Here is a 12,996-nt window from a genome sequence, read left to right as displayed (position 1 = left end):
GCCCCGTGCCCGCGATCATGGGGGTCGAAACCGGTCAGGGGATGTAGTCCTCCAGCCGGGCCGGGGTGAGCCCGGCCTTGTGGATGGCGTTGAGCACGGCCAGGAAGTCGTCGACGAACCGCGGCCGGAAGTGCATGAGGATGATGTCGCCCGGTTGCACGGTGTGACCGGCCTGGAAGAAGACCTTGCCCTTGTTGGTGGCCTCCTTCCAGAAGAACGCGGCCTTCATCCCGCAGTCGTGCGCCGCCCGCAGCGTGGTGGCGTCGTGCGCGCCGCCGGGCGGGCGGAACAGGGTCGGGCGTTTGCCGTACAGCCGGCCGAGCTGGTCGGCGCCGCCGCAGATCTCGTGCTTCTGGAACTCGTACGACCGGCCCTTGAGGACGGGGTGGCTGATCGTGTGGTTCTGGATGGTCGCGCCGGTCTTCTGCAGCTCGGTGAAGTAGCCGGGGTTGTCGCTGATCGCGTTGACCTCGAGGAACAGGGCGATCGGCACGTTCGCTGCCCGGAACAGCCGGACTGCGAGGGGGTTCTTCTCCCAGCCGTCGTCGATCGTGATGAACGCGACCTTCTGATCGGTCGGGATGCGGCTGAACCATCCGGCGGTGCCGTTGGCCGGCAGCGTCACCTTGGTGGCGGCGGGCGGCGGCGCGAAGCGGGGGACCCGGGGGCGCAGATTGGCCGGGAGCGCCAGGCGCGGGTCGGGTGCGACCGGCGCCGACTCGACCGTGGGCGAGGTGGAGGGTGCAGGAGCCGAGGAGGCCACGGGCGCCGGCGTGGCGGGACTGCCGCAGGCCGCTGTCACGGACAGCGATATCGCTATCGCCAATGCGCCATATGTCCTGCTCAACCTCATGTGCACGCCCTTGCGGTAAATGAACTCGCCCGTACAGAGACGCGCTCAAACGAAGAGCTGGGCACACGAACGGCGGAAGTGTGGTGTCGATCACCCGTGCGGGCCGGCGGTCAGGCTTCCAGAGCCTCGGTCACGATCGCGCAGGCTTCGACGGTGTGCAGGGGGACGACACCGGCGGCCTTGCCGAGCAGGCGGCGGAAAACGACCCGTTCCCGATCGTCCAGCGGGCCGAGCACGGCCTCCTCGGCCTCGGCCACCTGCCCGCACAGGGCGGCGACGGCGTCGCGGCCCCGGGCGGTGGGGACGATCCGCCGCTGACGCCGGTCGGCCGGGTTGGGTTGCCGCTCGACCAGGCCCGCCTCGACCAGATCGTCGATCAGATACGTCATCATGGTGCGGTCGATGCCCAGCTTGGCCGCGAGCGCCGCCTGGCTGGGCGGCGTGCCTTGCACCACCTCGCAGAGCGTCTGATATCCGCGCTCGCCCTGCGGGAAGTCCTTCAGCTTCGGGCCGACCATCTCCGCGTACGACCGCAGCAGGAGACCGAGGGCCGCCCCGAAGTCCGCTGTCGTGTTGCTCACCGGGCCATCCTATCTGTTGGACAGATCGTCTTGCCGCAATACTATCGAGCTAGACGACGATCGCATCACCGGAGGATTCCTTGATCACGGAACAGAAGATCGCGCTGGACCCCGCGACGTTCGTGGCGGCAGCCGATCACCTCGACCGCACGGCGATCCTCGAAGACCACGAGGGCGGCCTCGACCCGTGGACGGCGGCCGTCTGGCTGGCCGCCCGCGACGAGAACCTCCGGATCACCCTGCCCGCGGCCCCGGCGGCGGTCTCGGAGGAGATGGCCGACAAGGCCCTCGACACCCTGACCGCCCTGGCCGGTCCCCGCGTGGGTCTTCCCGGCCGGGCGAGCCGCTTCGACGACCTGCCCACCTCGCTGGCCAAGCTCGAACCGGGCGACCCCGGCTATCGCGGCCGCAGCTCCACCTACATGCGCGGCGGCAAGCCGGCCCTGATCCTGCGGCCTCGCATCCCGGCCGAGGTCGCGGAGGCTCTCGCGTTCGCCCGCCGGCACCCGGAGCTGACGCTCGGCCTGCGCAGCGGCGGCCACGGCATCAGCGGCCGGTCCACCAACAACGGCGGCCTGATCATCGACGTCGGCGCCCTGAACAGCATCGAAGTGCTGGCCAACGGGCTCGTCCGGGTCGGGCCGGGCGCCACCTGGAAGCAGGTCGCCGCGGCCCTCGACAAGTACGACCTGGCCCTCGGCTCGGGCGACTACGGCGGCGTCGGCGTGGGCGGGCTGGCCACCGCGGGCGGCATCGGCTTCCTCTCCCGCGAGCAGGGCCTGACCATCGACCGGCTGCGCGCCGTCGAACTCGTGCTGGCCGACGGCACCCCGGTGCGGGCGAGCGCCGAGGAAAATCAAGACCTTTTCTGGGCCGTACGGGGTGCCGGCGCGAACTTCGGGGTGGCGACCGCGTTCGAGTTCGAGGCCGAGGAGGTCACCGAGGTCGGCTGGGCCCAGCTCGTGCTGGTCACCGAGGACCTCGAGGAGTCGATGAAGCAGTTCGGCCAGGTGGCCCGCGACGCCCCCCGCGACACGACCGTCTTCTGGCTCACCGGCCAGCCCCGCCAGGGCCAGTCCGTCATCCAGATGTACGGGATGGTCGACTCGGGCGATTCCGAAACGATCGTCGAGCGGCTCACCCCGTTCGCCACCACCGGCCTGCTCGCCCAGCAGCAGGTGGTCGTGGCCCGCTACGCCGACGTGATGGCCCAGGCGGCCGACGTCGGCGCCGAGGGCCACCACGGCCGCGGCGAGCCGATCTCCCGGTCCGGTTTCCTGCCCCGCCTCACCGACGAGTTCGCGCGCGACGCCGCCCGGTTGCTGCGCTCGGGCACGACGTTCTTCTTCCAGCTGCGCCACATGGGCGGCGCGATCGCCGACACCCCCGCTGATGCCACGGCCTTCGCGCACCGCACGCCCGAATTCTCGGTAGCGGCCATCGGCATGGACCGGGCAGCCCTCGACGAGGCGTGGGACCGGCTGATGACCAAGCACTTCGACGGCCTGTACCTCAGCTTCGAGACCGACCAGCGCCCCGAGCGCCTGCACGACGCGTTCCCGCCCGACACCCTGGCCCGTCTGCGCGACCTCAAGCGCCGCTACGACCCCGAGCACCTGTTCCGCGACAACTTCCCGATCACCTGACCGCTTCCGAGTCCCCCAAGGAAGAAGAGAACCGATGACCGACTACGGGCACGACCTGCTTTTCGGCACCTTCGTCACCCCGAACGCCCGGGCCGTCGACCTGGCCGTGACGGCCGACCGGGCCGGCCTCGACCTGGTGACCTTCCAGGACCATCCGTACCAGCCGGCGTTCCTCGACACGTGGACGCTCATGGCCTACGCGGCCGCCCGCACCGAACGGATCCGGATCAGCGGCAATGTGCTCAACCTGCCGCTGCGCCCCCCGGCTGTGCTGGCCCGCGCGGCCGCGTCGCTCGACATCCTCAGCGGCGGCCGGATCGAGCTCGGCCTCGGCGCGGGAGCCTTCCCCGACGGCGTCGCGGCGATGGGCGGCCGCCGGCTCACCCCCGGCCAGGGCATCGAGGCGCTGGCCGAGGCGATCGGCATCATCCGCGATCTGTGGCACACCGACACCCGCGAGCGCGTCGACCACAAGGGCCAGTACTACCAGGTCAGCGGGGCCAAGCGCGGACCCCGCCCGGCCCACGACATCGGCATCTGGATCGGCGCCTACAAGCCGAAGATGCTCGCGCTGACCGGCCGGCTCGGCGACGGCTGGCTGCCCTCGCTGGCCTACCTGCCGGACGGCGCCCGCTCCCTGCCGGACATGAACGCCCGCATCGACGAGGCGGCCACCGCGGCCGGCCGCGACCCCGCGAACGTACGGCGGCTGCTCAACCTCGGCCCCCAGGACGCGCAGGTCGAAGCGCTGGCCGACCTGGCCCTCACCCACGGCATCAGCGGCTTCATCGTGGCCGCCGACGACGCCGCCACGGCCGAAATGCTGGCCGCCGAGACCGCCCCCGCGGTCCGCGACCTGGTCCAGCGCGAGCGCCGCCGCTAGCTCTCCACGCCCGCCGGCCGAGCCGTCGCCCGCCGGGTTGGGAGCGGCGTGGCGGCCTGCCCTGGGCCGACGAGTCCTCGGGCGGGGCGGCGTGGCGGTCTGGCCTTGGGCTGGTGAGTCCCCGGGCGGAACGGCATGGAGGTCCGGTCCTGGCCCTCGGGTCCTGGCGGAACGGCGTGGGGGCCTGGCTTTGGGCTGGTGAGTCCCCGGGCGGAACGGTATGGCGTTCCGGCCCTGGCCCCCGGGTCCTGGCGGAGCGGCGTGGCGGTCTGGCCTGGGCTGGCGAGTCCCGGGCGGAACGGTATGGCGTTCCGGCCCTGGCCCTCGGGTCCCAGCGGAACGACGTAGTGGTCCGGCCTTGGCCCCTCGGGTCCTGGCGGAGCGGCGTGGCGGTCTGGCCTGGGCCGGCCAGTCCCTGGCGGAACGGTATGGCGTTCCGGCCCTGCCCCTCGGATCCCAGCGGAGCGGCGTGGCGGTCTGGCCTCGGCCCTCGGGTCCCAGCGGAGCGGCGTGGCGGTCCGGCCTCGGCCCTCGGGCCCCGCCGGAATGGCACGGCGGTCAGGCCCGGGCCGGCGAGTCCCCGGGGTCCGGCGGGGCGGGGTGGCCCAGCCGGGAGATCCGTGTTTGGATGTCCCGGCCGCATCGTGGCCGATCGATGGACCAGCCTCAGGTGACGGCGTCACGCTGTTCGTCACGGGGGAATTGAATAATGAGAACGCGTCGAGCCGTGCTGGTCACGGCGTCGCTGGCTGCTGCCCTGTTCGGCTCCTTGCTCCACGCGCCGGCGGCGACTGCCGCGCCGGCCGCGGGCCGGACGGTCGTGCTGCGGGCCGAGACCGATCCGCTTCCGGTTCCGCCGTTGCAGACCGGCACGTGGGACGGCACGACCGGCTTGGACGCGACGGCCGAACGCTGGCGCAAGGCGGTCGCCGACGTCGCCACGTTCCACGAGGAGCAGCAGGTCCGCGAGGCCGCGCTGGCCGCGCTGGCCACCGGCGACCCGGCCACGGTCCAGAAGTTCGCGCTGGTCGACAAGCCCGCGCTGGAGAAGCAGGTCGCCGCCCGCAAGAAGCAGGAGGCGGCCGACAACCTGGCTCGGATCCGGGCCATGGCCGGCACCGGCGGGCCGAACTTCAACGCCGAGGTCGACCGGGTGCTCAAGGGCACCGACAGCGACCGGGCGGCCTTCCTCGCTTACGGCGCCGACGTGGCCCGGGCCCGCGACCAGAAGGTCGCCGCGAACGCGCAGGAGCGGGCGGCGCAGCTGCGCGAGCGGCTGAGCGTGTTCGCCGCCGCGGCCCCCGCCGAGTCGCAGGTCAAGGCGGCCGCGCAGCAGGCGCTGGCCGGCGACGACGCCGCGGTGGCGGCGTTCTGGGCGACCGGCTACCTGGCTGCGGCGCGCGCCGACGCCGAGGCCCGCGAGCAGTACCTGCGCGACCTCGAGGAGCGCAACAAGGCCGCCGAGAACCTGTCCGAGCTCGCCCAGCAGGCTCAGCGGGCGTCCGAGGCCCGGACCCGGCTGCTGCGCGCGCACGGCGACGCGGTCCGGGCACTGCAGCGCGCGGCCAACGCGATGGGCGGCGCGGCCAATGCGGCCCGGCACGCCGAGCGGGTGCTGACCGCCGGCACCGGCACCCCGGCCGCCAAGGCCGTCGAGCTGAACGCCGACAAGACGCAGACGACGAACCAGTTGCGGGCCGCCGAGCAGGCCGCGGAAGAAGCCGCCACGGCCGCCCGGATCGCCACCTCCGCGGCCGACGACCTGGTCGACACCGGACTGACGTACGGGGCCGAATGGTCGTTGATCGTCAGCGGCATGTCCGAGGCCTCCACGGCCGCGGTTGGCGCGACCACCACCGCGCTCAACGCCATCGACGCCACCATCGCGACCAACAACGCGCAGGACGCACAGGCCAAGACCGAGGCACACGCCAAGCAGGCCGAGAAGTGGCGCAAGCTGGCCGAGGACCACGCCGCCGCGGCCAAGAAGCTCGCCGCCGCGGCAGCCAAGCAGGCGGCGGCGGCCAAGACCGCGGCCGCCCGCACCAAGGCCGCCCGGGTCAAGGCGGAGCAGGCCGAGGCCAAGGCCGAAGCGGCCGCCGACCGCGCGCACGAGCACCGGCTGACCGCCGAGGCCGAGGCCGAGACGGCCCGCCAGCAGCGTGTCATCGCCGAGCGGGAGCGCGCCAAGGCCGCCGCCGCCCGGGCCCGCGCCGAGGATCAGGCCGCGATCGCCCGTTCGGCCCGCGGCAACGCCGACGCCCAGGCGTCCATCGCCCGCGACGCCCGGACCCGCGCCGACTCGGCCGAGCAGTCGGCCCGGGCCGCCGACACCCGCGCCTGGGACCGCGAGGCCGACGCCGGACGGGCCCGCGACGACGCCCTGGCCGCCGAGCGGGCCGCCCAGACCGCCACGGCCAAGGCCGCGGCCCTGCGTTCGAAGGCGGCCGCGACCGCCAGCGGCGCCGAGCGCGACGAGGCGCAGCGACAGGCCGACGAGGCCGACCGGCAGGCCGGCGTGGCCGGCACCGCGGCCCGTTCGGCCCGGTCCTCGGCCAACACCGCGACCGGCGCGGCCGCCAACGCCCGCGCCGCGGCCGGACAGGCCGAGCAGGCCGCCGCCCGCGCCGGGGCGGCCGCCGACGCCGCTCAGGCCGCCGCGGCGCGAGCCGATGCCGCGGCCGATGCGGCCGAGGCCGAATCCCGGGTCGCCCACGCCGAGCGGATGCGCGCGGAAGCCTTCGCCGCCGAGGCGACCCGGCAGGAGCTCAAGGCGGCCGACGCCGCCCGGTCGGCGGTCCGGCTGGCCGAGGCCGCCGCCGACGAGGCGGTGCAGGCACTGTGGTCGGCCAACCGCACCAGGGACGAGGCGCAGGCCGCGACGACCGAGGCCGTGGCGGCCGCGGCCCAGGCCGAGATGGCGGTGACGGCCGCGGCCGCGGCCCGTCAGTCCGCGGCCGGCATCGCCGCCCCCGCCGACGCCGCGATCGGGCTGGTCAGCCCGTTCACCGGCGACGACATCGACGCCGACTTCGTGACCCTGGTGGCCGAGCAGGCCCGCACCATCGGCGCCGAGCAGGCCGCCGCGGCCGCGCGGCGGGCCGCCGAGGCGCTCACTGCCGCCCAGCGGGCGCAGGCCGCTGCCGAACAGGCCAACGAACAGGTCAAGCCGGCCTTCGCGGCGGCCGCCGAAGCGGCCAAGTCGGCCGCCGAGGCCGCGCAGTCGGCGGCCGAGGCCAAGGCCGCCGCCGCTCAGGCCGCGGTGGACGGAAAGGCGGCCCGGACGGCGGCGGAGAACGCCGCCAAGGCCGACGCGCGGGCCCGGGCCGACGCGGCCGCGGCCCGGCAGGCGGCCAACCAGGCGGCCAACGACGCCGCGATTGCCGGCCGCAACGCCGCCGACGCGCAGCGGGACGCCGACGCGGCCAACCGGGCCGCGAGCGCGGCCGAGGCTGACGCGGCGGCGGCGCGGTCGTCGGCGGACAGCGCCGAGAGCGACGCGGCGGCGGCCCGGGTGAGTGCCGACGCCGCGCAGCGCTGGGCCGACGACGCCGGACTGGCCGCCGAGACGGCGCTCTCGCACGCCGTCGAGGCCCAGCAGGCGTACGAGCGGGCCGAGGCGGCTGACCGCAAGAGGGCGCAGGACGCTCTGCAGCAGAGCCTGAACGGTGACCCGATCACGCCGGAGCAGGAGAAGGAGCTGCTCGACGAGATGAGCCCGGAGGACCGGGCCCTCTACGAGCAGTACAAGGCCGAGGGTGACCAGGGCATCCTCGACTTCATCAAGGCCAACGCGGGCGACCTCATCCTCAGCCTGCTCGGCCTGGACGACCTCAAGGCCTGTTTCGTCGACGGCAACGTCAGCGCGTGCCTGTGGACGCTGGTCAACATCCTGCCGGTCGGCAAGATGCTCTCGGGCGGAGCCAAGCTCATCGAGGATCTGATCCGGCTGATCCCCAAGGCCGAGAAGTTCCTCGACAAGGTGCGGAGCGCCAAGAAGAAGCTGGAAGAACTGCGCGAGATCGCGCGCAGCCGCAAGGGGTGCAAGGGCAAACCGAAGGCTGTGATGGGCCTGCGCGCGGCCGCGGCCACCGACCCCGAAGTGCCGGAGGTCTGCAACTTCGGCCTCGGTGACCTCCAGAAGGTCAACAAGCCCGACCCGGCGGCCGACAAGCTGGCCGAGAAGCTGGGCGGCGAGTCGCGGGTCAAGTTCGCCAACGACCCCAAGGGCCGCGAGTTCGACGCGATCAGCGACCAGTACGTGGCGCAGTCCAAGCCGGCCGGGTTCAAGATGGGAAGCCAGTTCCGTAACCAGGCCAAGGCCACCTTCGAATACGCCAAGCAGACCGGCCGCAAGCCGTACTTCCACTTCGAGGGCCCGCCCGAGCAGGCGGTCATCAATAAGATCAACGAGTACGCACAGCGCTACGGCGTGGAACCGGTCATCGACATCAGTCCGTTGGGTTAACCATGTACGAGTTTCACGGGTGGATCGGTCTGGCCGAGTCCACCGAAGAGGCGGACGCCGGTCACCTGGATCCGCTGCTGGACGGCCTGCGGGACCTGCTCGCCGGCATCGACTGGAGCACCGCGACGGTGCGCCTGTCGATGCTGAACGGGCAGCCGTTCCTCAACCTGGACGGCCTCGTCAACCGCAGGCGTGACGAGGCCGCGGACGTCGAGCGGATCTTCGGGTACGTGGCCGAGCACCTGCCCGGGTCGTACGGCCTGCTCTATGAGCGGGCCGACGACCTGCCCGACCCGGGAGCGTTCCGGGTGCGGGTGCTGGCCCGGGGCGAGCTGGCGGAGCGAGAAGACCCGTTCCTCTCGCCCATCCAGCCCACCATCGAGGACTGAGGCCCGTTTCCGAACCGGCCTCAGTCCCGGCCGGTCTCAGTCCGGGACCGGTCTCAATCCGGGGCTGGGCCCGGTCCCGGACCGGGATCAGTCGGAGACGGGCACGACTTCGGGAGCGCCGAGCCGGGTGGCATCGGCGGTCTCGTCGTCGGGCTGCTCCTGCGATCTGCGTTCGGCCTCCACCCGTACGCGGTAGTTCTCCACCTCGCGGGCGGTCTGCTCCGGTGTCCAGCTGAGCACGCCGGCCATCAGCTCGGCCGCCTCCTGCGCGCAGACGGTGCCCCGGTCGAACGTTTCGATCGAGATGCGCGTACGGCGGGTCAGGACGTCCTCGAGATGCCGCGCGCCCTCATGACCGGCCGCATAGACGATCTCGGCCCGCAGGTAGTCGTCGGCGCCGCCCAGCGGTTGCGCGAGTGACTTGTCCTCCTCGATCAAAGCGAGCACTTCGTGCACGAGCGAACCGAACCGGCCGAGCAAGTGCTCGACGCGGGCCACGTGCAGACCCGAGCGGGCGGCGAGCACCCGCCGCTGATTCCACAGGGCCGGATAGCCCTCGGCGCCGAGCAGCGGCACCCGGTCGGTGCACGACGGCGGCACCGACCGGCCCAGACCGTGCACGCAGGCGTCCACCGCGTCCTTGGCCATCACCCGGTACGTCGTGTACTTGCCGCCGGCCACCACGACCAGCCCGGGCACGGGACTGCCGACCATGTGCTCGCGCGACAGTTGCGACGTCGCCTCCGACTCACCGGACAGCAACGGACGCAAACCCGCGTACACACCTTGCACGTCTGTGCGCGTAAGTGGCGTCGACAGCACGGTGTTGACGTTCTCGAGCAGATAGTCGATGTCCGTGCTCGACGCGGCCGGATGCGCCTTGTCCAGCGACCAGTCGGTGTCGGTCGTGCCCACGATCCAGTGGCGGCCCCACGGGATCACGAACAGCACGCTTTTCTCGGTGCGCAGGATGAGCCCGGTTGACGACTGGATGCGGTCGCGCGGAACGACCAGGTGGATGCCCTTGGACGCGCGGACATGGAACTGGCCGCGCTCACCGACGAGCGCCTGGGTGTCATCCGTCCACACGCCGGTCGCATTGATCACCTGCTGGGCGCGCACCTCGAACGTATGATCAACTTCAAGGTCCTTCACCCGTACGCCGGTGACTCGCTCACCTTCGCGCAGGAAACCGACAACTTCGGTGCGCGAGGCGACGTGCGCCCCGTACGCGGCGGCCGTGCGGGCCAGGAACATGGTGTGCCGCGCGTCGTCGACCTGGGCGTCGTAGTACTGAAGCGCGCCGACCAGGGCATCCTTGCGCAGCGCCGGGCAGACCCGCAGGGCGCCGGACCGGGTCAGGTGCCGATGCCGCGGCATGCCACCGCCCAGCGCGAGCGTGTCGTAGAGCGTGATGCCGGCGCCGGTGTACGCGCGTTCCCATGCGCGGTGTTTGAGCGGATAGAGGAACCGGACGGGCCGCGCGAGATGCGGGGCCAGGCGCGACAGGCTCAGGTCGCGCTCGTGCAGCGCCTCCCGGACCAGGCCGAAGTCGAGCATCTCGAGATAGCGCAGACCGCCGTGCAGCAGTTTGCTGGAACGGCTGGACGTGCCGGACGCGAGGTCACGCGCCTCGACCAGGCCGGTGGACAGGCCCCGGGTGACGGCGTCCAGCGCCGCCCCGGAGCCGACCACTCCACCGCCCACCACCAGGACGTCGAGCTCGGCGCCGGCCAGCGCGGCCAGCGCCGAGGCTCGATACTGCGGAGATAGGGCTGTCATGAGCTCAGTCCACGTCCACCCAGTTCAGAGTGCGTTCGACGGCTTTCTTCCATTTGCCGTAGCCCTCGGACCGCTGCTCCTCGGACCACGTGGGCTGCCAGCGCTGCGACTCGTTCCAGTTCTCCCGCAGCTCATCGGTGTTCTTCCAGAACCCGACGGCCAGACCGGCCGCGTAGGCGGCGCCGAGCGCGGTCGTCTCGGCCACGACGGGCCGGCTGACCGGCACGCCGAGCACGTCGGCCTGGATCTGCATGGCCAGGTTGTTGGCCGTGATCCCGCCGTCCACCTTGAGCACGTCCAGCGTCACCCCGGAGTCCTGAGCCATGGCGTCGACGACGTCGCGGCTCTGATAGCAGATCGACTCGAGCGTGGCCCGCGCGATGTGCGCGCTGGTGTTGAAACGGGACAGCCCGACGATCGCCCCGCGGGCGTCGGACCGCCAGTAGGGAGCGAACAGCCCGGAGAACGCGGGCACGAAGTAGACGCCGCCGTTGTCCTCCACCTGGGACGCCAGCCGCTCGCTCTCGGCGGCGTCGTTGATGATGTGCAGCTGGTCGCGCAGCCACTGCACGGCCGAGCCGGTCACCGCGATCGACCCCTCCAGCGCGTAGACCGGGGCGGCGTCGCCGAACTTGTAGCAGACCGTCGTGAGCAGGCCGTTCTCCGACCGCACGAGCTCGTTGCCGGTGTTGAGCAGCATGAAGTTCCCGGTGCCGTACGTGTTCTTGGCCTCGCCGGGCGCGAAGCAGACCTGCCCGACCGTGGCCGCCTGCTGGTCGCCGAGGTCACCGGTGAGCGGCACCTCGCCGCCGAGCGTGCCCGGCCACCGCGCCACCCCGTACGTGTTCGGGTCGGACGACGGCCGGATCTCGGGCAGCATCGAGCGCGGGATGTTGAAGAAGCCCAGCAGTTCGTCGTCCCAGTCGAGCGTTTCCAGGTTCATGAGCATCGTGCGGCTGGCGTTGGTCACGTCGGTGAGGTGCTTGCCCCCGTCGACCCCGCCGGTCATGTTCCACAGCACCCAGCTGTCGGTGTTGCCGAAGATCGCGTCGCCGCGTTCGGCCGCCTCCCGGACACCGTCGACGTTCTCCAGAATCCACTGGATCTTGCCGCCGCTGAAGTAGGTGGCCGGCGGCAGTCCGGCCTTGCGCCGGATCACGTCGCCGCGGCCGTCCCGGTCGAGCGCCGAGGCGATCCGGTCGGTCCGCGTGTCCTGCCAGACGATGGCGTTGTAGTAGGGCCGCCCGCTCTTGCGGTCCCACACCACCGCGGTCTCCCGCTGGTTGGTCACACCCAGCGCGGCCAGGTCGCTCGCGCCCAGGTTGGCCTTCTGCATCGCCGACCGGATGACCGTGACCGTACGCTCCCAGATCTCGGCCGGGTTGTGCTCGACCCAGCCCGCCTGGGGCAGGATCTGTTCGTGCTCGAGCTGGTGGCGGGCCACCTCGTTGCCGCCGTGATCGAAGATCATGAAACGGGTACTGGTCGTGCCCTGGTCGACGGCGCCGACGAAGTCAGCCATTACGTGCCTCCACACTCTCTCGGGTGTCCTGCTCGGGCAGCCGTCCCGGTTCGGAGTCGCCGAACTGGGGCAGGAACCGGCCCACCAGCCCTTGGTACAGGCCGGCGCCGATCACACCGCCGATGATGGGCGCCACGATCGGTATCCAGAAATAGAGATACCCCGTCTGATCCCGGAATGCCCCGCCGTAGCCGGTGAAGAAGCTGGCGAGTCGCGGGCCGAAGTCGCGGGCCGGGTTGATCGCATAGCCGGCGTTGGTGCCCCAGGCCATGCCGATCGCGACCACGATCAGGCCGACGATGAACGGCGCCATGTTGGCCTGCGGGGGAGTGCCCAGCGCGTCGGTCACCGCCAGGATCAGGAACAACAGGATCGCGGTGCCGATGATCTGGTCGCGGAACGCCCCCCACTCGCCGACCGGCAGGCTCCCGTTGCCGGGCAGGGTCGAGAAGACGCCCTGCGTCTTGATGGTCAGGCCCGGGTCGGCCGCGTGCAGCACCTCGGTGTAGTTCCACCGCACCAGCAGCGCCGCCACGAAAGCCCCAAGAAACTGCGCGATGCTGTACGGAAGCACCTTGCGCCACGAGAAGCCCTTGAAGACCGCGAGCGCGATGGTGACCGCGGGATTCAGGTGCGCCCCGCTGATGCGCCCGGCGACGTACACACCGAGCACCACTCCCAGGCCCCACGCCCAGGCGATGCTGTCGTGATCTCCGATGCCCGCGCCGGCCACCTGGGCCACCACGCCGACACCGAACAGAATGAGGATCATCGTCCCGGCGAATTCGGCGGCCAGTTCGGCCACCAGTCCAGGAACTTTGAGTCGTGCTGCCATCTGCGCCCTCCCGCTCTGTTGCCTCCTCGTTGACGCC

9 protein-coding genes are annotated in these 12,996 nt (G+C 72.0%); 4 read left to right on the top strand and 5 right to left on the bottom strand.

Going from position 1 to position 12,996, the window contains the following annotated elements; translation table 11 throughout:
- Window positions 1-34: 34 nt before the first annotated feature.
- Together ACZ3I4_RS06265 and ACZ3I4_RS06260 are read right to left on the bottom strand one after the other, a co-directional pair.
- Window positions 35-763, bottom strand: coding sequence for a polysaccharide deacetylase family protein (locus tag ACZ3I4_RS06265; RefSeq protein WP_465380796.1), 729 nt, complete (start codon window positions 761-763; stop codon window positions 35-37).
- Between the two features lie 200 nt (window positions 764-963).
- Complete coding sequence (locus ACZ3I4_RS06260; protein ID WP_465380795.1) at window positions 964-1,434, bottom strand: MarR family winged helix-turn-helix transcriptional regulator; 471 nt, start codon at window positions 1,432-1,434, stop codon at window positions 964-966.
- An 80-nt stretch (window positions 1,435-1,514) separates the two neighbouring features.
- Between ACZ3I4_RS06260 and ACZ3I4_RS06255 the strand changes: the two genes are divergently transcribed.
- The 4 genes from ACZ3I4_RS06255 to ACZ3I4_RS06240 all read left to right on the top strand — a co-directional run bounded on the left by ACZ3I4_RS06255 (window position 1,515) and on the right by ACZ3I4_RS06240 (window position 8,820).
- Window positions 1,515-3,080, top strand: coding sequence for an FAD-binding oxidoreductase (locus ACZ3I4_RS06255; RefSeq protein ID WP_465380794.1), 1,566 nt, complete (start codon window positions 1,515-1,517; stop codon window positions 3,078-3,080).
- Between the two features lie 34 nt (window positions 3,081-3,114).
- Window positions 3,115-3,963: an LLM class flavin-dependent oxidoreductase gene (locus ACZ3I4_RS06250; protein WP_465380793.1), complete on the top strand. Its 849-nt coding sequence runs from the start codon at window positions 3,115-3,117 to the stop codon at window positions 3,961-3,963.
- Between the two features lie 709 nt (window positions 3,964-4,672).
- Window positions 4,673-8,431 carry a restriction endonuclease fold toxin gene (locus ACZ3I4_RS06245; RefSeq protein WP_465380792.1) on the top strand — a complete coding sequence of 1,253 codons (3,759 nt, stop codon included), beginning with the start codon at window positions 4,673-4,675 and terminating at the stop codon, window positions 8,429-8,431.
- A 2-nt stretch (window positions 8,432-8,433) separates the two neighbouring features.
- Complete coding sequence (locus ACZ3I4_RS06240) at window positions 8,434-8,820, top strand: Imm7 family immunity protein (protein ID WP_465380791.1); 387 nt, start codon at window positions 8,434-8,436, stop codon at window positions 8,818-8,820.
- An 87-nt stretch (window positions 8,821-8,907) separates the two neighbouring features.
- Here the strand turns inward: ACZ3I4_RS06240 and ACZ3I4_RS06235 are convergent, their stop codons facing one another.
- From ACZ3I4_RS06235 to ACZ3I4_RS06225, 3 genes are read right to left on the bottom strand one after another with little or no spacing between them, the layout of a single operon-like run.
- Entirely contained in the window at window positions 8,908-10,602 is a 1,695-nt protein-coding gene (locus ACZ3I4_RS06235; RefSeq protein ID WP_465380790.1) for a glycerol-3-phosphate dehydrogenase/oxidase, read from the bottom strand.
- Between the two features lie 4 nt (window positions 10,603-10,606).
- Window positions 10,607-12,124, bottom strand: a complete 1,518-nt coding sequence (gene glpK, locus ACZ3I4_RS06230) for a glycerol kinase GlpK (protein ID WP_465380789.1) — start codon at window positions 12,122-12,124, stop codon at window positions 10,607-10,609.
- Window positions 12,117-12,959, bottom strand: coding sequence for an MIP/aquaporin family protein (locus ACZ3I4_RS06225; protein WP_465380788.1), 843 nt, complete (start codon window positions 12,957-12,959; stop codon window positions 12,117-12,119). The genes glpK and ACZ3I4_RS06225 overlap by 8 nt, the downstream gene beginning before the upstream one ends.
- Window positions 12,960-12,996: the final 37 nt, after the last annotated feature.

It is taken from the genome of Actinoplanes sp. NPDC021490, from assembly GCF_055562135.1.
This window is presented reverse-complemented; position numbering and strand designations above follow the sequence as displayed.